We start from the raw sequence: 24,262 nt of genomic DNA, 5'->3' as shown, positions 1-24,262 counted from the left end.
GTTTGCTTCCCTTTTAATAGGATCAATTCTTGTTTTTTGATGGTAATCCCCCCATTTAAACTACCAGTCAATCTTCTTTGAGTTTCTTCTCTTTTTCTATTTTATCAATTTCCTGAAAAATTTGGTCAATACTTATTCCGGTATTATTATGTATGTTACTCAGTGTAAGTGCACTTGGGATTCTTTTTCCCCGCTCGATCATTCCGTAGCCTTCTTCTGACATGTGAATAGTCCAGGCAAACTCCTCCTGAGTCATTCCACGTTCAAATCTTCCTTGTTTCAATAGTTGTCCCAGTGTTTTCGCAAAAGGCTTATTTTCTTCTTTTACCAAAGAATTCTCCCCTTTTTAACCCCATTATTAAATCGGAGAAAAAAGTACACCACGAACAGGTGGTTGGATTATTGAAAAATATGTAAAAAATTAGATGTATTTTTGCACGTTTTCTATTTTATAAAGAACCACTTCTGAAGATGACTAAAAGGGGGATTAAAAGTATGGAAGGGGTTGGAGTCACGATCTTTGCTCCATGGGCTACCTATAAAATGTTAAAATATAGATAATACAATCCATAGGAGGTCACCAACATGCCGACCTACAACAAGTTAGTGCGGGATAAAATTCCACAAATCATTGAAAGTAAAGGTAAGGTATTTTCAACAAAGACTCTTAACGACAAAGACTACATAAAGTATTTGAAAGAAAAAGCTTATGAGGAACTTGATGAATATTGTGCGGCTGCAACGGGTGGAGAAGCGGTGGAAGAACTTGCTGATCTGTTGGAGGTTATTAGGGCTTTGGCTAAGCAGCATGGATCTACTATTGAAGAAGTGGAAGCAGTGCGGAAAGATAAAGCTGAAAAGCGTGGGGGGTTTGAGGAGAAGGTGTTTCTGATTGAGGTACAGGATTGATTCTTTGGGAGTTTCAACTTACCTAATATATAAGAAAAAGGAAAATAGGGAGTGGCTCTGATGTTACTTTTGCATTAAGAAAAAGCATCAGAATCGTCCAGGTGCTTCTTTTTGTGTGATGTGGTCTTAAGAACCAATCTCTAGGAATGAAACAGGTTAACTCTGCTATTCTCATCAAATGGTATGATGTAATTCGGTGAAAATACATATAAATATTGAACGTTTTCTTCGCGAATGATATGATTTAGTAGCTGATGAGATGAAGAAATTTCTTGAAAATATTTCTCTTAAGAGGGCGGGTTATGAAACTTGAAGATATTCTAACAGTAAAGATAGGAAGAAACCTTTCTAGAGGAAACGATAAAAATGATCTAACTTTAGTGCCTTATTCATACGAAGATTTAATAAATGATTTAGATGGCTCATTTCTAGATGCAAAAGCTAGGTATTGTATTGTGAATTCAAAGCATAAAAACTGCTACTTGAGCAGTCCTGGAGAAGTTGTTTTCAGCTTTGTAAGTTCTAAAGCTGGGATAGTGAGCGACGTAAACCAGGGGAAGATAATCAACCAAAACTTCGCGAAGCTCACTATCGAACATGATGGATTGGATAGCACCTATTTATGTTATGCATTGAATGAATCGTACTCAATGAAGAAACAAATGGCCATTTCCATGCAGGGAAGTACGGTGCCGAAATTAACACCGTCAATATTAAAAGAGCTGGAAATCAAACTGCCAACCCTTGAGAAACAGCGAACTATTGGAAAAGCGTACTTTCATTTAAGAAAGCAGCAAGCATTGGCCAAGCAACAGGCGAAACTGGAAGAACAGCTGTATTTAGAAATGTTGAGAAAACTGGATCATTAAACTAAGAAAAGAAGTGGGGAACGCAACATGGCAACGTTAAATCAAAAATTATTCAGTGCCGCAGACAACTTGCGAAGCAAGATGGATGCCTCCGAATACAAAAACTATTTATTGGGATTGATATTTTACAAGTATCTATCAGATAAACTACTGGAAAAAGTGGTCGTCATAGCCGATGAATCACTGGAAGAATACAACACCCAGGAAAAACAAACAGAATTATACAGGAATTTGTTTGAAGACGAAGAAATCAAAGGGGACCTGATCGAAACGTTGGTCGATACACTGGGCTATGATATTGCGCCAGAATACTTATTCAATGTATTAGCCGAACAGGCGAAACAAAACACATTCCAATTAAATGGTCTAAAAAAAGCATTTACGGACCTGTCAAACAAATATGACCAATTTGGAGGGTTGTTTGATGATGTAGATTTGAATTCGAAGAAACTCGGTTCCGATGATCAGCAACGAAATATCACCATTACAGAAGTTCTGAAAAAGCTCAATCATGTGGATTTAATGGGGCATGGCGGTGACGTCATTGGGGATGCTTATGAATTCTTGATCAGTCAATTTGCCTCAGAAGCTGGAAAGAAAGCAGGAGAATTCTACACGCCTCATGAAGTATCGGATATGATGGCCCGTATTGCGGCAATGGGACAGGAAGACAAAAAATTGTTCAGCGTATTTGACCCAACCATGGGATCGGGTTCTTTGATGTTAAATATCCGGAACTACATCAACTACCCGGACAGCGTGAAGTATCACGGTCAGGAATTGAATACCACCACCTTTAACCTGGCAAAGATGAACTTGATCTTGCATGGGGTGAATAAAGAAGATATGCGTGTACGTAATGGGGATACACTGAACAAAGACTGGCCGACAGATGAGCCTTATACCTTTGATTCTGTCTTGATGAATCCTCCGTATTCTGCCAAATGGTCAGCAGATGATACGTTTTTAGATGATTCTCGCTTCAATCGTTACGGAAAGTTAGCGCCAAAATCAAAAGCAGATTTTGCCTTCCTTTTACATGGGTTCTACCACTTGAAGGATTCCGGAACGATGGCCATTGTCTTGCCACATGGCGTTCTGTTCCGTGGAGCAGCAGAAGGGGTCATTCGGAAGAAACTTCTAGAAGACGGCAGTATCGATGCCGTGATTGGCATGCCAGGAAACTTATTCTTTGGAACTTCCATTCCAACAACCGTGATCATTTTAAAGAAGAATCGTGAAGCGCGGGATGTCCTCTTTATCGACGCAAGTAAAGAGTTTCTTAAAGGAAAGAACCAAAATAAACTTTCGAAAGAAAACATCGATAAGATTGTGGAAACGTATCGAAATCGAGAGAACGTGGAGAAATATAGTCACGTCGCGAGCTTTGATGAAATCAAAGAGAATGAGTTCAATCTAAATATCCCTCGATACGTCGATACGTTTGAGGAAGAAAAAGAAGTGGATATGGCTGCGATTGGTGCCAAAATAATAGACATTCGAAAAGAAAAAGCAGAACTTGAATCAAATCTATATGACATGATTTCTTCGCTACAATCTGATGAAGAAAACGCAGAGTGGATTAAGGGTGCTTTAGAGGTGTTTAATCGTGGAAAATAATCAACCAGAAGTTCGATTCCCAGAGTTTTCTGAGAGTTGGAATAAAGTAAAACTTGGTAACGTTTTTGAACAAACTACAGAATATGTTAACCCAAAGACAAGAAATATTGAGCTTTGGAGCCTGACTGTTGAGAAAGGTCTGACCCCAAAAACTGATAGATATAATCGAGAATTCCTGGTGAAAAAAGAAGATCAGTTTAAAGCAGTTTCTAGTAATGAGTTTATTTATAATCCTATGAACATGACGCTCGGTGCAGTTGATTTGAATCAAACTGGTAAACAAGTTGCGGTATCTGGTTACTATATAACGATGAAAACTTTAAATGGATTCGATAATGATTATTTTAATATCTGGTTGAAGTCTCCTTTAGCTATTAAAATGTATAAATCATATGCAACTGGTTCTCTCATTGAAAAACAAAGGGTTCAGTTTCCAACATTATCCTTAATTAAAGCCTCAGTGCCACCAATGGAGGAACAAAGGAAAATCGGTAACTTCTTTAAACAATTAGACGACACAATCACTCTTCATCAGCAAGAACTAAGCACTCTTAAACAAACCAAACAAGGATTCTTGCAAAAGATGTTTCCAAGAGAAGGCGAGTCTGTGCCAGAGGTTCGTTTTCCAGGGTTTGATGGGGAATGGGAACAGCGTAAGTTGGGGGAAATGATGGATGTAACCTCTGTAAAGAGAATCCACCAATCTGATTGGACGGATAGAGGAGTGAGATTTTTAAGAGCAAGAGACATAGTAGCAATATCTAAAAATGAGGAGCCAAGTGATTATTTGTATATATCAGTTGATAAATATAATGAATATTCAAAGGTGTCAGGTAAAGTTGCTCAAGGGGATTTACTGGTAACCGGTGTTGGGTCAATTGGAGTACCTATGTTAATTTCTGGTGACGATCCTATATACTTTAAAGATGGGAATATTATATGGTTTAAAAATAACCAGACAATACAAGGGGATTTCTTCTATTATTCTTTCATAAATAGCAAAATCCAAAAGTATATACGCGATGTAGCTGGGATTGGAACGGTTGGTACATATACAATTGATAGCGGAAAGAAAACACCAATTTCATTACCAAACTTTGAGGAACAAACTATGATTGGTGAATTTTTCAAGAGAATAGATGATACTATCGCCCTTCATCAACGTGAATTAGTTGCCCTAAAAGAAACGAAGAAAGCTTTCCTACAAAAGATGTTTGTTAAATGAATGGAAAAGAGGGAGAAACGTGACTAAAATCGCTCATAATGATGAACTGGTAGTGGAACGCCGATTGATAGAAGTGCTAGGGGAAGGGCATAATCAGTGGAATTATCGTCCGGATTTAAAGTCGGAAGAAGACCTTTGGAAGAACTTACGGAAGATCATTACGCGAAATAATTTATCCGAAATTGGGGAACACCCCCTTTCGGATAAAGAATTTGATGCGATCAAGACCGAACTACTATCAAAAACACAGACACCTTTTGATGCTGCTAAATGGCTGAAGGGGGAGAATGGAATTGCCCGCATCTCGATTGAACGGGATAATGTATCTCTCGGTTCTATGTCATTGGTGCTGTACTCGAATCAGGACATTGGTGGTGGCATCTCTACATACGAAATCGTTCATCAAATTGCGAAACAAAAGGTAAATGAGGATGGCCGTGATCGCCGATTTGATGTGACCCTCTTAATCAATGGGCTCCCGATTGTTCAGATTGAATTGAAGCAGGTCAGCGCGAAAGACGGCGTATTCCAGGCATACAATCAAATCAAAAAATACGCGGAGGAAGGGATGTTTCGAAACAACATCTTTTCGACGCTTCAGCTCTTTGTGATCTCGAATGAACAGACGACGCGCTATTTTGCGAATGCGATGCCAAAAGACATGCATAAGAAATTCGTGTTTAGCTGGAGGACCACTGAGAATCGGAAAGTAGAGAACCTCTATGAGTTCGTCAAACAAGTCATGAATATCCCGGATGCGCATCGACTGATTGCCAATTATACCATCGTCAGTGAAGATCAGGACAGTAAAGCATTAATGGTCTTGCATCCGTATCAAATTCACGCCATTGAAGCGTTATTCACTTCAGCGATGAAGCACGAGTCAGGATTCGTATGGCATGCGACGGGTTCAGGGAAGACGCTCACGAGCTTTGTATCGACAAAGCTATTAGCTCGGAAACCGGGTGTCGATCGCACCATTATGATCATTGACCGGAAAGACTTGGACAATCAGACAACGACCGAGTTCACCAAATTCGCCTCCGAGTTTAATACGGGTATCTCGTCCGGTACGGCGAAGTCCAACAGCCTAATTGTGGGTACGGAGAGTTCAAAGAAGTTAAGTGAAACACTTCTTTCCGACAGCAATTCCAATACCGTCATTATCACGACGCGCCAAAAGCTGGAGGCTGCTTTGCGCTTTGCCCAAAAACAGGAAGAAAAGAACGGATCTCAACGGTTCAAGAAATTGATCGGGCAGCACATTGTATTCGTGGTGGATGAATGTCACCGTGCGTTAAGTGCAGAAGGAATGGAAGCCATCAAGGGGTTTTTCCCGAACTCGACATGGTTCGGATTCACAGGGACGCCGATCTTCAATGAAAATAAAAAACAGGCGAAGGGTCAATTGGCCCGGACTACTCGTGACCAGTATGGCGAAATCCTTCATACATATACCATTAAAAACGCCTTAGAGGACGGTTCAGTTTTAGGGTTTCAGGTCGAACACGAAGATACCATTGAATCGATTTCCTTGTATGATCATATCTTGGACCAACTGCGCCTGAATGAAAAATACGCAGAGTGCACGGACGATGAGCTCAACGAAATGATTGATGGTATGGATGGGATAGAGAAAGAAACGTATATTCCAAACACGTTGTTTGAAAACGATGAACATATTCAGAGAGTCATCCAAAAAATCCTTCGCCCAGATAACGCCTATACGAAATTTGATTTTAAAAATGGCCGTCCGCAAAAGTCCGCCATTTTAACGACAAGTTCCATCGATATGGCTAAGCGATATTATCATGGTATCAAAGATATGACAAAGAATCCTGATTGGATCGAACATGTATTTGCGGGCCACCCGATTCGGAAAGGCCGCACGATAGAAGACCCTGACTTCCCTCGTATTGCGATCACCTATTCATTGCAGGAAAATGAGGAAACGTCAAAAGAATCGCAGGATGAAATGAAACAGATCATCAAAGAGTACAACGGCTATTATCATACGGCCTGGTCAATAGAAGATATCGAACGATACAATGGGGATATCAATAACCGCCTGGCCCGTAAGAAAGCAGAGTTCAAGGAGTTTGGGAAGCATATCGACCTTGTGATCGTGGTGGATCGTTTATTGACCGGGTTTGATGCCCCGACCATCCAGACGCTATTTGTCGATCGGAACTTAAGCTATGCCAACTTGATTCAAGCGTTCTCCCGTACGAATCGAACATATCCTGGTAAATCGAAGGGATTAATCGTCACATTCCGAAAACCTTCCACTATGGAACGGAACGTGCAGGATGCGACGAAGTTATACTCGAATGAAAACGATGAATCGAAGCTGGTGTATCCAACATACGACGAATCCAAAAAACGCTTTAAAAAGGCACACAAATCATTGCAAACGCTAGTGCCAAACCCAACCGATATTGATGAGCATTCTTCCCTTGAAAAACGAATCGAGTTCGTAAAAGCCTTTCAAGAGCTGAATAATGGGTTCGAAGCGTTGGTGACCTATGATGATTACAACGATGAGATGGAGAAATCAAAGGCCCTTCAAGAACAGGTGAAGACTTTAGAAGAATATATTGGTGTGTACAACACGGTGAAAGGATCACTCGTGGAAGAAGGTGGCGATGGAGAGAACCCTGATTTTTCGGGTATTGAGTTCTATGGGGAAAATGCGATTAAAATCTATGATATAGACTCCACCTATATTGACCGTCTATTAGAAACGTATTCAGCCAATAATCAGGGAATCCGTGATGAGATTGAAAAAGCCCTTCAAAAACTGAATAAATCAGATATCGTGAAAAACGTGTACCATACCATTTTAAATGGCATTGATTCCAAAGAGATTGATATAAAAGAAGATATCTTTGCAGTGAAAAGACGCTTCTTTACCCACTCTTATCATAAAGCGATTGAAGATTTCGCGAACACCTGGTTTGTGGAAGAAAATGAGTTACACTCTTCTGCCGTTCAATATGAGATCGGCTCAGACCCGATCCCAAACATTGGTAGTATCATCAACAGCAAGCGATTTGATCAATATAAAGCCGTACATCCAGATGCAAAACCATTAAAATATGGACCGGAAATGAAGCGTCAGTGGAGACTTAAGTTGGATGAAGTGATTGTACCTTTGAGTGATGAATTAAGATAAAGTCTTTTTATAGACGGTTCTAAACAAAAGAAGCAAGGGACTGATGATCTCTCGCTTCTTTTGCTATTTTAATTAGTGAGAAAGTTGTTTTTCATAAGTTATCAAATGAATTGTAATAGTATATGTTTATCATAAATGCCTGTAGTATAATAGAAATAAGTACCAATTTATTTAATGATTATTGAATCAACATATTTTCTTCTGAATCAAGAGTAGTTAAGCTTCTTTACCACTTATTGTGAATATGTACAATTTAAATTTTATAGTAAGGCTTCCTTATGATCTGAACATGTGTAGTTTTAGATGAAGCTATAGATCATTGGATGATAGACGGGAGAATGTTATATATGGGCAAAGAAAGTCAAGAAAGGGTAGAAGATAATAATTTAAAGAACATAGTTATTGTAGGGAATGGATTTGATATGAGTCTTGGTCTCAAAAGTTCATATCATCATTTTATTGAATATATTAAGTATAGGAAACGCTTCTCTGGAGATAACGAATTATACAACTATAATCGACTATTTTTAAGAAAATACGAGGGGTTTCATTTAAACTGGTCTGATTTTGAAAGTTTATACGAAGAAACTGTAAGAAAAATCAATAATCGATCTCATAAAAATGAAGAACCGCAAGATATTTTTGATATATCATCTATAAATGACTCTATAAAAAAATTGGAAGAAGATTTTCAGGAATATCTTTCATATGAATACCCGAAATGGGTTCAACGCAAAACAATTGAAATTGGAAGTTCTGGGTTTAAAAGATTTACAGAACCAATAAATCCTTTCTTTATCAAAATGATTGAAGATGAAAATACATTCTTTATTAATTTTAATTATACTAACACAGTTGAGGATTTATGTGAGAGTGTACTTTATGATAGCAATTTGCCAGGGTCCAGTATGAAAGTGAAAAATGCAAAGGACAGAGTTTTCCATATACATGGAAGTTTAGATGAAGAAAATATTTTATTTGGAGGTGGATTTACTGACAGTGAGGATATTAATAATATTCATTATTCTCAGTCTTTAATAAATGATAAGTTATTTAGGATTAAAGAAAATGAATCACTAAATACAACAAGAAAAAAAATGATGTCTATTATTGATTTGGAAAAGGAAGAAGCGAATAATAACTTATATATTATAGGACACTCTCTTAAAGGTAGTGACTTCCCATTCCTTTCAAGAATAATAAAAAAAGCAAGCAAGGTATACATTTTTTATTACGGGGATGACTATATTCTTAAAATGGAAGAGATTTTAAGAGAGTTCGGTTCTTCTGTTGCCGAGAAAATTGTATTAGTTCCTTTCTTAGAAATATTATTGCATGATAAATTAATTGTTTCTAGCTATAAAGAATATGAGACTATAAGTTCCTTTTTGCCGAAAAAATTTCCAAATGAAGACATTTTATCGGAGTTATCATTGACTAGGCATCATTTTTCTTTTCAAAATATCAATGAATTAAGAATAAACCAAAGTAATGTAGAAAAAGTGCTTCAGTTAGTGGAGAATTTGCAAACGATTCGAAATGTTTTTAGAATTTCTCGACTTTACATCGAAGAAACCATTGATCCTACTGACTTTAATAAACTTAGTAATTCCAAAGAGTTTTTAAAGAATTTAAAATCGGTCAATAAAGTGATCTTTTCCAACACAGAGATTAGTACTAATTTCTTACACCAAGTATTAGTTAATGGTAGTAACCTGGTTTATATTAGAATGGAACATTGTACATTATTTAATAATATAGATAATTTCTATTTAGATATATCTGAATGTGAGTCTTTAAAGAGATTAGAAATAATTGACTGTTTTTTTAGTTCAGATTCAAAGGATATCTTCCTCATTAAATCTAATGAACAGAATAATATAGAGAACTTAACAATATTAGGAAATACAGATCTTGTAATTGACAATTGTGTTTTAGAACAATCGAAAAATTTAATAGATCTTAATATCGCAATAACAAATAGAAATGTTTATCAAGAAGAGATTCACCTTAAGGATTTGGAAATTTTACAAATTGATCATACCTCTGGATTTGTTCCTAACATAACAGTAGGTAATAATATTGAGGAAATAGTAATAATAGGATATTCTGAAAAATACTTTAGGCTTTCTTCAATTATGAAAAATAACGAAGGTTCAGTAGGATTTCCTAAACTTAGACTTTTACATCTGAAGAACCCCGATATCATGACTTTATGTAATAACGTTATTGTTGATGTTATTTTAGATGTCTTTTCAAAGGATACTAAATTTATTGTTGATAAAGATATAAAGTCTATTAATGAATATTACTTAGAAAATAAAGAGGCTTTTAATGAGAGATTAATAGATAATAATTTTTTATTAAAATTTAAAGATTTATTCGAAGAAATATCAAATTTGGAAGACCATTCAACTATTGAAGAAATTCTAGAAGACACGAGAGCCAAATTACAGAAAATTATTCAATCTGACAAACGGGCTGATAATGAACAAAAAGGATATGATATAAATCAAAAGATTGAATATAATTCAGGGAGAAAACGAGTCACAAATAATTCTTCCACATATACATCAATTGATAGATTTTTGTTTGATTACAAGGTGGGTAGTAAAACACGAGATGAATTGTTAAATGTCTTACAACAAAGGAAAAAACCTGAAATTGTAAGTGGAATTTATTACGATATCTTTAATGAGATTGACAGTGCAATTATAAATTCTATCGATGATGTGCGAGATATGAGACATCAGTGTTTTGCAAAAGCTCTTAATAAAATCATTAATGATTTTTCTGAAAAATGGTTCGTTTCAAAAGATGAACTTAAACTATCGGCTATACAATATGACCGTGCTAACGACATCCCTAATATTGGTAGGATTATTGAAAGCAGAGATTTTAATAAATTCAAAGCCAAACATCCGGAAATGAACACGTTTAGGTATTCTCAACAAATAAAACATTTCTGGAAGAAAGAATTAGATGAAAAAGTAGTGTGGATAAATAATGAAGTTAAACATGAGACTTCGTTAAATCATCTATTTGAATTACTAGAAGATATACATGAAAATAATTTGAATGAAGACGCAGCCCCAACAGAGATTGATGAAGAATGCTCAGTGAAGCATTAGATAGTGTGAAAATTCTTATTTATTAAAGCTAATCGTCGAAGCAAAAGGAAAGAACCTTTATGAACCACTACATGTTTCGATTCCATTCAATGCAGTGCTTTAAAATAAATATAAAGCGTTAAGCGAGTGGGCGTGTCTTATCTTCTAAAGTAAAAGATACGTCCACTCGCTTTTGATATTATCTACTGGGCATTAAGAGCTGGATGATTATTTTACTGCTGAAACAAATGGAGAAGAAGTATTGAATCTGCATAGAAGGAGATTAATCGGAATAGGATGGGGGACTTGAAGAAAAGATCTTTCTGATTAAGGTAGGGGACTGATTGGATGAGTTCAATTAAACTCGATAACCTTAAGGCATGACGCGGACGGGTTACAAGAAGAACCGTTTAAGGTAGATGCTTTATATCATTAGGTATTTAAGACTTCTTTGCATATTGCTGGAAGGCTTTTTTATTACATGGAAATAATTGTGATAAACTAGAGGAAATGACTATTTAGGAGACAACTATGATAATAGAAATTATAAAAGCATTGGCAGAACAAACAAAAATAGTAGAAACGTTAACGCAGAAGAAGAGGAATTACATAAGAAAGATAGATGAAAATGGGATTTTTGTAGAAACGGAGTCATCATTGGAGAAGTTCCAGCGTGGAGAAAAAACGACTTTAATGGAATCTATTTCTTTTGAGTTTCTAAAACAAGCATGGGAAGAGTTTTCCTCGAAACGAGTTGCTACTAAAGAGGACTTTGTTAAAACGAAGGGGAGAACTTCTTTTATTATGTCTTTCTTTGCTAGGCTGCCTTTTGTAAAGGTAGTGGAGAAAGTACAAAAAACAGCGATTTCGTTCATTGAGTTCAAAACAGATGACTTGCCGAATGAGCAAATCCATAAAGTAACGACCTTTTTAGAGGAGGTTATTGAGGGTAAGTATCAACCTGAAAGACTAAGTGAGCAATTGGAAGGTAATGAGTATCGAATCAAGTCAAGAGCACGTCAGGACTTAAGATTGTTAGGTTTCCTGGATAAGGATCAACATCAAAACGAGGAACTCTTCAATGAATACATTCAATCATCTAACAAGATAGAGCTATTAAGGGAACAAATTTTACATAAAGAGTATTTTAGAATCGCGATTGAAATATTGGGCTTATTAAAAGACCAAACCCCAATCGAGAAAAAGAGCGCATTGATTGAGGTAGGAAAACTAGTTGTAAGGAATTCACTTGGGGAAAATCTAATGGTGGATAGTGTAGCCAAAGAAAGAACGACCAATCTCCTTAAATGGCTTCAACATGTAGATTTAATCGATGATGAGTACTCCCCGAATATTCAAGTCAATACACCGAAGGAGCACCTTATTGTGAATACGTCGATACGAGAAAAACTCTTATATATCATGAAAAATTATGTGTCAGCTAAGGCCCAACCTTTTGGGAGGAATGAGCTTGGATCATATGTAAGAAATGATGTACCTAAAGAGTTCAAACAGCTGCATTGTTTGAATGAACAATATGCTGTTACGGGTTCAGTTGGTCAAGGAAACTGGGCTTCTGTTCCGTGGATTGCGATTATGAATAAAGAAATTACTATTTCTACTCAAAGAGGCTATTATATCGTTTATTTATTCAGTGAAGATATGAGTAGACTTTATTTAACGTTGGCACAGGGAGTAACAGAAACGACAAAAGAAGAAATGTTGAAGCGTAAGCAGGAAATCCGTGATCATGTAGAAATGAAGGCTACGGTTAAGAAGGATAATGATTTATATCTTGGTGAGTCAAGTAAAGCGAAGGGGTATGCTTTATCCACTGCTGCTTACATACAATATCTTAGAGATGACATGCCTTCTGAAGGAGAGCTTGTGGACGATTTAGAGAGCATGATTGCTTATTATGAGAGATACATAGAGTATTCTAATACTCAATACGATACAGAGGAGGTTCTACCTGAAGAAGAGGAAATCAAAGTAGAGTTTCAAAATGATGGTAAACTGATTGATCATATTCATGATTATATTTCTACTAAAGGGTACTATTATGATTGCAAAGATATCATTAACTTATACCTTTCTCTAAAGACAAAGCCCTTCGTTATTCTGTCTGGTATTTCAGGAACGGGGAAAACGAAGATTGTTCAGTTGCTCGCTGAAAGTCTTGGTGCCACAGCAGAAAATGGACAATTTGCCCTGATCCCAGTAAGACCTGATTGGAGTGACGGATCGGATCTAATTGGATATAGGGATATTAAAGGAGAGTTCCAGGCAGGACCGTTAACAAAAGTGTTGATGGAAGCAAATCAGCCTGAAAACCGAGATAAACCTTATTTCTTGCTGTTGGATGAGATGAATCTAGCGCGAGTAGAATACTATTTTAGTGACTTATTGAGTGTGATGGAAAGTCGTGATCGTGAGAATGGAGAGTTGACTTCTGCTCCTGTTGTGGAGGAAGAGGAAGTGGGGAGACTTCTTTTACGAGACAATTTCTATATTATTGGGACAGTGAACATGGACGAGACAACTCATCCGTTCAGTCCAAAGGTATTAGATCGTGCGAATACGATTGAATACAATGACGTTGTGTTAGATCATTTTGGTTTTTTAACAAGGGATTCCATTGCTGAACCAGTAGCTTTAGATAATCAACAAATGGCTGGAAGGTTTTCAAATCTGAAGGATGCTTTCTTTGATCATGAGGTTTTGGTGAGAGAGGTCACTGGGCTCCTTGTTGAGGTAAATACCATATTGGAGCCGATCAAGGCTCATTTCGGCTACCGGGTACGAGATGAAGTCTGCTTTTACATGATTTATAACAATGAAGGACAGCTGATGGAGTTTGACGACGCTTTTGACTATCAGCTTCTTCAAAAGGTTCTTCCAAGATTAACAGGCAACGACTTGAAAACAGAAGAAGCACTGAAGAAGCTGTTCCTGTTCTGTACAAGTCATGAGTGGGATGAGATGAATACAACCTCGATCGTGAAAGAAGCTCGTTTTTCAAAATCAGCCGAAAAGCTGTCTAATATGATCCCGAAAATCATGCATGATGGCTTCACTTCTTTCTGGGGTAGTTAAGGATGAATGGATCGGAAACGAAAGAGCTGCTGTACATTGAGACCGAGGGTTTCTCCCTTTATATCAAAGGTATGCCTTATAATGTGAGGTTCGAGAGTTTATCACAGTATCGGAAGCATTCTGCTCTTGAGAAGGAAGCGATGACTTTTACCTATAGCGGCGAGGGAGTTCGATCGGTTGAATTGTATGATGTGGAAACGGATTCTCTTGAAGAAGTGCAGGCGCAGTCTTTTGCACCTATTTTCTTTGAAAATGGAGTCTATCAGATTGTGATATCACCCAAGACAGATAAAACCCTGACCTTTTATCATGAGCACCCAGGTTTAAGGAATGCGGTTGAACCAGTAGGTAGAGGAAGCCATCCAATACTTATGGGGAATTTGCAGTTTATGAATGAAGTGGGATATACGAGCTTTTCGATTAAGCATCATGAGAAGACCTTGCTTGAAGTGAAGCTTGAGATTTTCCCAACGAAATTAAGCTATAAGGATGATTATCGTAAGCTGCTAGAGGAAGTAAATGATGAAGTGTATAATCTAGCTTTTCATTTTATCAAGAAGACGTTTCTCGGGGCTTCTAATCATTTATCGGAGAATCCTTCTTTGACGGAGTTTTATCGGTTGATTGAGTTTTATTTTCAGAGCTTCATCAAGTCGATTCAACGGATTGAGGAACAGCCTCATCACCAGCTGCTAACAGAGCATCAGATGGTGAGAGGGGAACGGATCAAGAGATTGGATAGTAGGGGGAGGAAGCATTTAAGAAGCAATCCTCAGTTGTTTATGGAAGCAGATAATGGTCTCGTGCTGCATGATAAGCCTGTTTTTCCTGTTAAGGGGTTAAATGCTCGAAAAACGATTACCTATGATACGTTAGAGAACCGATTTGTGAAGTGGATGATGGAGCGGCTTACTCATAAGGTAGCGGATCTTGCTGCTAAAATAAGCAGTCAATCTGGTAGGTATGAGCGGAAGGTAGATGAAGAGTTGCTGCTCAAGGTCAAAGGGATGCAAGGTACCCTGAAGGCTTATTTGAATAAACCCTTTTGGAAAGGTATTAGTAGGGTAGATCGAACGGTCACAAGCATGGTGATCCAGAAAAAGATTGGTTATCGAGATGCGTATAAAATCTATCTTGTCGTGACAAGAGGGTTGATGCTTAAGGGTGAGCTTTTCAAAATGTCAGTGAAGGATGTCGCGACGCTTTATGAGTATTGGACGTACCTGAAGATGGGACAGATATTAAGAACGAAGTATGTGCCTGAATATCAGGATGTTGTGGCGATTCGTCATGGGGCGTTATTCGTTGATCTGGATCAAACCTCGAATGCGAAGCAGGTGTTTACCCATCCTCAGACTGGGGAGCGGATTGTCCTTTCTTTTCAAAAGAGGGAAGGGAAGGTACCTACAGTTACGCAGAAGCCTGATATTATGCTTGAGGTGGAGAAGAAGTATTCTCATAATCACTATCATTATGTGTTTGATGCGAAGTATCGAATAGATTTCGGTTTCGGAGCTGATCAGGCTGAAAAGGTTGGACCGTTGGAAGAGGATATTAATACGATGCATCGATATCGTGATGCATTGGTCAAGAAGCATCATGAGAGGGATAGCTATGAGCGGTATTCTTTTGGTGCGTATGTGCTATTTCCTTGGAATGAAGAGCAGGCTTACTTAGAGCATCCTTTTTATAAGAGTATTGATGAGGTGAATATTGGGGGACTGCCGTTTTTGCCGAATTCTACTGTGCTGGTGGAGACATTAGTAGAACGGTTGGTGGAGAGTAATCCTGAGGATCTGCAGGAGGAGGGTGTTCTGCCTACTGGTGCTTGGAAGCATTGGGAGTCTTCTTTGGATGAGAAGGTGCTTATTGGAACGGTCAATGACAGGTCGAATTACCAGGAGTATAAGAGGGGCAAGTATTTTGAGCTGGACTCATCCTCTTTAAAGAGGGGATGGCAGGAGAGTTTGTATGTTGCCTTGTATGTGACTAGTGAAGCGAGTAGTGATGCTGGTCCTTTGAATGGAATTCAGTATTTTGGAAGAGTCGAGGATATTAAGGTTTATGACGGTAAGGTAAAGTTCGAGGTGAAGAGCTGGCACGCATTGAAGAAGATGATCAGGCCTGTTGGATACGGAATCCAGTCGCATATGATGACGACGATGTCATTGTTGGAACAGTCTGAGGAGCTTCCGGAGTTATTTATGAAGTCTGGGGAGGAGATTAAGCTTTGGCGGATGTTGAGGAGGTTGACTAGTAAGGTGTTTACTAGTTTGGATGATGTTTCGGTGGATCGTGCTCGGAAGGTTTTGGCTTATCAGATTGGGCATGTGGAGGTGTTGTTGAATAGGGTTAGTGAAAGGATTGAAGTTTTGCAGGATGGTGAGGTTTTGGAGGTTGTTTCTTTGGAGTTGTTGAGGAAGCAGCCAGGGATGGCTTTTCGGTTAATTAAAGATGCTGTTTTTGAAGAGAATTGAAGAAATATTTAGATATAAGCTAGAACAATAATTAATTAAATATGGAACTGGGAGTGAAGGTATTGAGTATTTGGTTATTTCGCGCTGGATCAAATGGGGAATTTGAGGATAAATTTTTACAAGATAATCGAGTGTACTTAACATGGGACGACCTTGATATTAATCTTAAAAAATTGGATAAGAAAGAAGATCTATATTCTTATTTAGTTGAAAAATATGATTTAGAAAAGCAAAAGACTGCAGTCAATTGGGCGTCTCAAATCTATCCTATAGCTCATAGGATGAAAAAAGGTGATTGGATTGCGTTGCCAAGTAAAATGAATCGTACTATTCATTTTGGGGAAATTACAGGTGAATATACGTACGATCCAAAATTAGGAAGTCCATATTTTCACTATAGAGAAGTTGATTGGTTCGGTCAAGATATTCCTCGGGATAATTTTGAGCAAGATATCCTTTATTCATTAGGGGCCTTTATGACAGTATGTAAAATTCATAAAAATAATGCCGAAGAACGAATAAAGAATATGTATAAAAATAACTGGAAAGTAGTAGACAAACCAATTCCAACTAAAATTGAAGAAACAGAAGACGAAATAATTCCTGATCTAGAAGAATTCATCTCTGATAGAATTTCTGAACATATTATTAAAAAGTTCAAAGGACACAAAATGGAAACATTAATTGAAGAGATATTAAAGGCAAAAGGATTTACTACATATAAGAGTCCCGAGGGTGCTGACCAGGGTGTTGATATCTTAGCAGCAGCTGATACACTTGGGTTTGGATCTCCAAAAATTTGTGTGCAAATAAAGACTACTGACACTCCTGTTGACAGACCCACAATGGATCAGTTAATCGGTACAATGAGTAATATGAACGCTGACTATGGATTGCTTGTTTCATGGAGTGGTTTTAAAAGCTCAGTAAAGAAAGAAATTCCAAAGCAATTTTTTAGAATGAGATTATGGGATTCTACAAAGATTATTGAACAACTATTTGAGAACTATGATTCGTTGAGTGATGATATTAAGGCTGAAATACCATTGAAGAAGGTTTGGATGTTAAATAAAGAAGAATAAATTTCACGAGATATAGATAATTATCAAGCACCCTTTACTGAAAAAGGGTGCTCTTTTTTAATAGTGTTTATCTTTCTCCCTGCTATTAAGGTAAAGGCGCTCGTTTTGATGTGAAGAACACTAATCATAAGTTTATATGGTTTGAAACCCGTTAACATTTTTTGTTAGGGTTCTTTTTTATAATAAAATCAAGCTCGGTTTCATTCTAAATCATCTACTGGTAAAATCAGGTTTATAACCTACTAAACTAACTAAAAATCAAAGGGGTGCGCCTTCCATGACCAATCAAGAACTGGAACGTCAACTTTTAAAAGATTCATACATAGATATTTCCTTCAAACGTTATCTGCAATTCAAGAACAATTCCCTTTACGACGAGTCATATAAAGAAGAGATTCTGTCTCGTTTAAACAATTTTATGGGTGAACAGGATATCACTGAATACACGGTTGTGGATATTGCGAGAAAGCTGCAGAAGGAGAATCCGACTGCTGGGAGCTTTGTTCATTGGAGCAATACAGCGGATTTGGTGAAGTATGCGGAGGAGCGGCCAAGTGAGGTTGCTGACCTATTAAATGAATTGATTTATTCCTCTGCTCCGTTGGAGGAAAGGATTGAAGCTTTCAGGGAGAAGGGGAAGGAATTCAATTCTACTATATCTTTGGGGGCTCCTTTATTCGGATATATCCTGGCGGCACTCGACTATACTAAATATCCATTGTATAAGCAGGAAGTCTTCATGGATTTGAAGCGGTCTTACGGAATTGATTTGAAGCTTTCGAGTGTTGGGTCAAATTATCAGACCTATTTACAATTGTGTGAGATTTCCCTGGCTCATTTAATGGAGAGCTACGTGGATATGACGATTCTTGATATCCAAGATTTCTTCTTTTGCAGTACTCAATATGATCAAATCAAGGTGGAAAGTGCAGTAGATTATTTATATGGTATAGCGACTGAATTGCATAGCTACAAGTTGGACCCTCAAAGGTTGCTGGACACTCTCTCCAAGTTTGATTCGGAAAGTCTCCAAACTCTGAAAGGCCAGTACAAAAATTCTCAGAAGGTCAACTTGATCAAATCCAAGGTCATTGACAAGATTATTGAGTTCGGTTCTGTGACAATTGAAGAGCTTGAAGAAATTAAGAACGAAGTGAAGGTGAAATACGAAACGAATATCCTGAATTCATGGAATGATTTCACGATCTTATTTCAGCTTTACTATGCCGATAAGAAAGCAAAGGTACAGGAGGAACAGAGGAAGATTCATGAGGCGTTAAGGAAGATCGAAGAATTCAAGGAATTCGAGCTGGTTAAAGATAAGGTGCTAAACGGCTTTAACTGGAATCAAAATTTCGGATGCTCGGAGTGCTGGCTGGCGGTTTATGAGAAAGGGCATATCAGTCATAAGACGGCTCCGCAGTTGTTTGTTTCGGTGGATGAAAAGGGTATTAGATATGGCTTGCTCTTTGGATCTGAGCATCCGAGGAGTGGAGAGGGAGATTTTGATAGGGAGACGAATATCGATTCTTTTACCTACGACAAGCTTCACGAGAAAATGGTGAATATATTGACTTTATTTAAAGAAGTGGACAGAGAAGGTTTTCAAGTGGAAGAGGAAAGCTTGGATATTCAGTATTATTACGAAGATAACCTTAGTATTGAAATGTGGCTGGAACTTCTACAGGATGAAGCGGTATTTATGAAAAGTGATTTAGTATACCTGCAAAAAATGCATGAGTTAGGTGGCGGTGCTACGCCTACTCAGTTGGCAGCAGCTCTTGGAAGACATTATTCATCTTTCAATACCCCGGTCGTTCAATTAGCAAAACGAGTTTTGAGATCTACAGGGATCGGTTCTGTTAAGAATGAAGATGGGTCAAGTTGTTACTGGTGCGTACTGTTTAATGGCAAAAATGAAGAGAATGGCCACTTCAAATGGATTTTAAAACCAAATTTAAAAGAGGCTCTTTCAGCAATACCTGTAGAAACTGAAGAAGTCTTTCAACCCTACTCAAAAGAAGATTTCCTTGAAGAAGTCTTCATTGACGACGACCAATACAATAAAATCACCAGTCTTCTGCGCTACAAGAAAAACATTATCCTGCAAGGACCTCCGGGAGTAGGCAAGACCTTTGTGTCCAAGCGTTTAGCCTACTCACTAATGGGAGTAAAGGATTCTTCACGGATCGAGATGGTTCAGTTCCACCAGAATTATGCTTATGAAGATTTCGTGATGGGGTTCAGGCCGGATAAGCATGGCTTTTCTCTTCAGTATGGGGTGTTCTATGATTTCTGCCAGCGGGCACTGGAAAATCCGGGTGAGGATTATTATTTCATTATCGATGAAATTAACCGTGGGAATCTGTCCAAGGTGTTTGGCGAGCTATTTATGCTAATTGAGCGTGACAAGCGGGATGAGTATGTCACGATGGGCTATTCGAAGAAAAAGTTTACGGTGCCCTCCAATGTGTATTTGATCGGTACGATGAATACGGCAGACCGTTCCCTCGCACAGCTGGAAGTTGCCCTTCGCCGGCGTTTTGCCTTTATCACGCTTGAACCTGCCTTTAATGAAAAGTGGTATAAAGCTGTTCAGGAGACAGGAGTATCAGTAGCCATGATGCAGCGAATCACGAATACCGTCACAAAAATCAATGATGAGATTGTGAAGGATTTTCAACTTGGTGCGGGGTATGCAATCGGTCATTCCTTCTTTGCAGGAAAGCCTGAGGAGATGGATGAAGAAGCTTGGTATCAAGGAGTTCTCATGTTTGAGATCCAACCGCTTTTGGAAGAGTACTTTTTTGACCGGCCGGAAATCTTCACCTCTCTGGTAGAAGGTTTGTAAGATGGACCAGATGTTCAAAGTACCAATCCGCAATCTGTTCTGCCTTCTAAGCTATGTCAATGACATGCCGGAGCTGATTGAGAGTCTGAATGATGTGGATGAGGATCTGATCACGTATGACTTCATCGTCAATCAATTCATCAGAGAAGTGGGATGGCTTCACCGGCGGGGGTTCGTCAAGGATTATGTGGAGAAGCAGGAAGTGACCAACCGGCTGGCTGGCAGAATACTAATCAATGAATCCATTCCTTACCTCGTCGGGAGAAAACCGGTACTTGTTTGTGAAAAGGATGAGTATTCACCTGATATCCTGCTCAATCAAGTGATGAAGTCGACGCTGCAGTCAATCTGTGTGAATCGATATGTAAAAAAAGAGACTCGAAAGAAGAGTTTCATGCAATTGGATTATCTTCATGAGGTTGGGGAGATCCAACTAACGAAAAAGATTTTTTCCCAGATTTATTTTGGAAGACAGAATGTGCATTACAAACGGATGATTCACCTCGCTAAGATGTTATTTGAGCTTAGGTTGTTGTCTCACAAACAAGGGAAGTGGAGCTTGTTTTCCGCGGAACTAGATGAAAAAGCCTTGAATGGCATCTTTGAAAAGTTCCTGTTTCATTTTTACCGAATTGAACAGAAGGATTATCGAGTGGCGTCGGAAGTTTTAAAGTGGGGGCTTGAAGGAAACACGTCCTTCCTGCCACAGATGAAAACGGATGTTTCCCTCACCCATCAAAATGGTTTGGAGAAAATCATCATTGACGCTAAATTTTATAAGAATGCATTTCAAGAGCATTTCGGGAAGTCTACTTTTCACAGCCATAACATGTATCAGCTGTTTACATACTTGATGCACCAGAAGAAAGAGCTTCAACTCAGGGGGATATTGATTTATCCCACGAATGGAACGTGTCTTGATGAGAAGTATCAGTGGAGTGAGAATGTCTGGATGGAAGTGATGACGGTGGATTTGGATGGTTCTTGGAAAGAGATTCATAGAAGTTTGATGGCAGTAGTTGATGAAGAAGACGGTATCAAGAAAGATGAAATTCAAGCTAAAATTGATAAGGTTTTTGATAGTATTTCTATCTATCCTGAGTACACTAGTCATATCATACGCATCACGGATTATAAATGGAACCAGGAGATGAAAGACTTTCGGGTGGAGTATCATGTTGGAAGAAGAAAGTATGTATTCCACTACCCAGATGAATTGGACGCCCTCGTCGAAGGTTATGAAGTGAGTGATGATAAGTTAGAACAGTTGGAGAATGAAGTGAATTATATTAAGAGAATGATGGAGAGAGGAATAGGGGAAAAGGAGTATTATCCGCTTACTGAGGTTAAGAGGTGACGGAGTGGTGCATTATATTTAGATAATAAAAAAACGAAATCTGATTGCTCTAGAACCTTCCCTCCCATATAATGATTCGGGGAGGGAATTATTATGAAAAAATTACTATTTATTTTGTCTGCTACTCTACTATTATTAGCTGCGTGTAATTCAGAAGAAACAATAAACAATGAACCACAACCAGTAGAGAAACCTGTTGATGAGGAAGTTCAAGTGGAGGATACGTCAACGAATGAGCCGCCAGTTGAAGAACCTGAGGAAGTAGTGGAAGAAGAGGTAACAGAAGAAGCAATACAGGAAGTAGAATCACCAGAACCACTCACGGAAGAGAAAATAAAGGAAATCATAGACTATTATTCAATCGGAGAAGGCGATGTATTATCCGATGTTTCTGTTGTAGATGGAGAAATCAAAGCAACGATTGATCTAGCACCAAATGAAATGTTCTCTGGAGAGGATATGGCCGTAAACAGATATAGTCAATTATCTGATGAATTATTGAACCATGAGGGTTGGGAAATCCTTACGATTACATATTCAAATATTGGAACAGTTAGTATGAACCGTATGGAGAAAGAAACAAATGATTACGGAGACTACTTTCCAACTTTGACGATTGAAGAAAGATTAAGATGATTTAGTGAAGCATTCTATTTTAGGATGCTTTTTCTTTATATATACGAAGTCAAGGAAACCCTCCCCTCTGTCAATCCCCATCGATAATATTTTGAATTTTCCACCTAATACAGGTACTATATTGATAGTGAGAAAAACTGTAAAAAGGAGGAAATGTTTTGGAGCAGACTTTAATTAAAGCAGATGATTATATAACGCTATGGGGAATCATTGTAGTGTGGGCTTCAGCAAGTATCTACTTAGAACAACGCTACAATTGGGCAGCGAAGATTTCTGGTGCCATTGTTGCGCTGATAGGTGCTATTATTCTATCAAATACGGGAGTTATTCCTACAGCATCGCCGGTTTATGATGCTGTCTGGACATTTATCATTCCTCTCGCCATTCCGCTGCTGCTTTTCCATGTGAACTTTAAAAAGATCTGGCAGGAAAGCGGACGGCTGCTCATTCTTTTCTTGATTAGCTCCATAGGGACGGTTGCAGGGGTGATCATCAGTTTCTTACTATTGAAGGATCATATCCCGGTCCTTGATAAGATTGGCGCCATGCTTAGTGCCTCTTATGTTGGTGGCGGGGTCAACTTTGCAGCGATGGCAGCAAAGTTCGAAGCGCCTGGGGAAATGGTTTCTTCTGCCGTGGTCGCAGACAATTTAATGATGGCCATTTATTTCATCGTGCTAATGATGATTCCGGCCATGAGCTTTTTCAGAAAACGCTTTAATGCACCGCATGTGGAAAAAGTGGAAAGCGGAAGTATGAGAGAAGAGGGAAAGACACTCGCGGAAAGTTTTTGGGAGCGAAAGGATATTTCTCTAAAGGATATTGCGTTGTCTGTAGGGACTGCCTTCCTGCTCGTGATGGTTTCGTTTAAAATCGCAGAATTCCTGGACGGAGTGATTCCTTCCGGTGAGGAGACGTCTTTCTTCCTCAATTTGTTGAATGGTTTGTTCGGCGACCCATACTTAATGTTGACGACATTAACATTCCTGGCACTTTCCCTGTTTCCAAAGTATTTTGAATCGATTAATGGAAGCCAGGAGATCGGTACGTTCCTCATTTACTTGTTCTTTGTGGTGATTGGTATTCCGGCATCGATCCCCCTCATTGTCCAAAATGCTCCGCTACTGCTCGTATTTGTGTTCATTATTGTCGTAGTGAACCTGGCTGTGTCTTTGACTGCAGGAAAGCTATTAAAGTATGACCTTGAAGAGATCCTTCTAGCCAGCAATGCAAATGTCGGAGGGCCGACAACCGCTGCTGCGATGGCTATTGCGAAAGGGTGGAAGGATTTGATTGGACCGATTCTTGTGGTAGGGACGTTGGGGTATATTATTGGGAATTATATTGGGACGACACTTGGATTGTGGTTTTCGAGTTTAATGTGATAGGCTCTGCCATGATTATTTTCTTAACCAGGAAAAGATCCACTCCTTTTATGGAAGGCGTGGATCTTTTTTATATGGTCATTACTCTGATCTTAGACCGGTTCAGGAGTGGATGAACTCATTCTCATATACTCTCTATAACATCTACTTAATTTCTTCTTCTGAAAGAATCGGATTATCTTCCTCCAATGCCTTCAATAACTGTTTTTCCTCATCAGGGTCTGTCACTTGATAACCGTCATCGTTACTGACTTCTTCTACTTCCATTAATAAGTACTTTCGTTTGCCGACTTGGATGTATGAATGCCCCGATTGAATTGCTTTTTTCACATCATCTTGATCAATTCTTATAGGTTCCATTTACATCACCAACTTTAATTTATTTATGTACATTATAAATCATCTGATATTAAGAATGAAGTTTAGGAGATTTTGTCATATATACTGATACCTTACATAGAAGCTTTTAT

General features: G+C 38.4%; 15 protein-coding genes. 13 read left to right on the top strand and 2 right to left on the bottom strand.

From position 1 onward, the window contains the following. Window positions 1–67: 67 nt before the first annotated feature. Window positions 68–331: a helix-turn-helix transcriptional regulator gene (locus tag FZC88_RS10310; protein WP_148994763.1), complete on the bottom strand. Its 264-nt coding sequence runs from the start codon at window positions 329–331 to the stop codon at window positions 68–70. A gap of 254 nt (window positions 332–585) precedes the next feature. On the opposite strand from FZC88_RS10310, the gene FZC88_RS10305 reads away from it, so the two are divergent. The 13 genes from FZC88_RS10305 to FZC88_RS10245 all read left to right on the top strand — a co-directional run bounded on the left by FZC88_RS10305 (window position 586) and on the right by FZC88_RS10245 (window position 23,792). Continuing rightward, window positions 586–909: a nucleoside triphosphate pyrophosphohydrolase gene (locus tag FZC88_RS10305; protein WP_148994761.1), complete on the top strand. Its 324-nt coding sequence runs from the start codon at window positions 586–588 to the stop codon at window positions 907–909. Window positions 910–1,211: 302 nt separating this feature from the next. Continuing rightward, window positions 1,212–1,778, top strand: a complete 567-nt coding sequence (locus tag FZC88_RS10300) for a restriction endonuclease subunit S (RefSeq protein WP_148994759.1) — start codon at window positions 1,212–1,214, stop codon at window positions 1,776–1,778. Between the two features lie 27 nt (window positions 1,779–1,805). Further along, window positions 1,806–3,398, top strand: coding sequence for a type I restriction-modification system subunit M (locus FZC88_RS10295; protein ID WP_148994757.1), 1,593 nt, complete (start codon window positions 1,806–1,808; stop codon window positions 3,396–3,398). Continuing rightward, window positions 3,388–4,623, top strand: coding sequence for a restriction endonuclease subunit S (locus FZC88_RS10290; protein WP_148994755.1), 1,236 nt, complete (start codon window positions 3,388–3,390; stop codon window positions 4,621–4,623). The genes FZC88_RS10295 and FZC88_RS10290 overlap by 11 nt, the downstream gene beginning before the upstream one ends. A 19-nt stretch (window positions 4,624–4,642) precedes the next feature. Continuing rightward, window positions 4,643–7,798, top strand: a complete 3,156-nt coding sequence (locus FZC88_RS10285; protein WP_148994753.1) for a type I restriction endonuclease subunit R — start codon at window positions 4,643–4,645, stop codon at window positions 7,796–7,798. Window positions 7,799–8,145: 347 nt separating this feature from the next. Next, a complete protein-coding gene (locus FZC88_RS10280; RefSeq protein ID WP_148994751.1) occupies window positions 8,146–10,929 on the top strand; it encodes an AbiH family protein in 2,784 nt (927 codons plus the stop codon). A 510-nt stretch (window positions 10,930–11,439) separates the two neighbouring features. Continuing rightward, window positions 11,440–14,004, top strand: a complete 2,565-nt coding sequence (locus tag FZC88_RS10275) for an MrcB family domain-containing protein (protein ID WP_148994749.1) — start codon at window positions 11,440–11,442, stop codon at window positions 14,002–14,004. A gap of 2 nt (window positions 14,005–14,006) precedes the next feature. Continuing rightward, entirely contained in the window at window positions 14,007–16,481 is a 2,475-nt protein-coding gene (locus FZC88_RS10270; protein WP_148994747.1) for a restriction endonuclease-like protein, read from the top strand. 62 nt (window positions 16,482–16,543) lie between these two features. Further along, window positions 16,544–17,563 (top strand): restriction endonuclease, encoded by a 1,020-nt coding sequence (locus tag FZC88_RS10265; RefSeq protein ID WP_148994745.1) that lies wholly within the window; start codon window positions 16,544–16,546, stop codon window positions 17,561–17,563. Window positions 17,564–17,840: 277 nt separating this feature from the next. After that, a complete protein-coding gene (locus FZC88_RS10260; protein ID WP_148994744.1) occupies window positions 17,841–20,414 on the top strand; it encodes an AAA family ATPase in 2,574 nt (857 codons plus the stop codon). 1 nt (window position 20,415) lies between these two features. After that, window positions 20,416–21,771 carry an McrC family protein gene (locus FZC88_RS10255; RefSeq protein WP_148994742.1) on the top strand — a complete coding sequence of 452 codons (1,356 nt, stop codon included), beginning with the start codon at window positions 20,416–20,418 and terminating at the stop codon, window positions 21,769–21,771. A gap of 93 nt (window positions 21,772–21,864) precedes the next feature. Further along, complete coding sequence (locus FZC88_RS10250; RefSeq protein ID WP_148994741.1) at window positions 21,865–22,407, top strand: hypothetical protein; 543 nt, start codon at window positions 21,865–21,867, stop codon at window positions 22,405–22,407. Window positions 22,408–22,565: 158 nt separating this feature from the next. Further along, window positions 22,566–23,792 carry a DUF819 family protein gene (locus FZC88_RS10245; protein WP_148994739.1) on the top strand — a complete coding sequence of 409 codons (1,227 nt, stop codon included), beginning with the start codon at window positions 22,566–22,568 and terminating at the stop codon, window positions 23,790–23,792. 144 nt (window positions 23,793–23,936) lie between these two features. On the opposite strand, the gene FZC88_RS10240 is transcribed toward FZC88_RS10245, so the two are convergent. Then, on the bottom strand, window positions 23,937–24,152 hold the full coding sequence (locus tag FZC88_RS10240; RefSeq protein WP_148994737.1) for a hypothetical protein: 216 nt from the start codon (window positions 24,150–24,152) through the stop codon (window positions 23,937–23,939). Between the last annotated feature and the right edge of the window lie 110 nt (window positions 24,153–24,262).

It is taken from the genome of Rossellomorea aquimaris, assembly GCF_008180865.1.
Lineage (GTDB): Bacteria > Bacillota > Bacilli > Bacillales > Bacillaceae_B > Rossellomorea > Rossellomorea yichunensis.
Note: the sequence above shows the minus strand (reverse complement) of the source record. Positions and strands in the feature narration are given on the sequence as shown.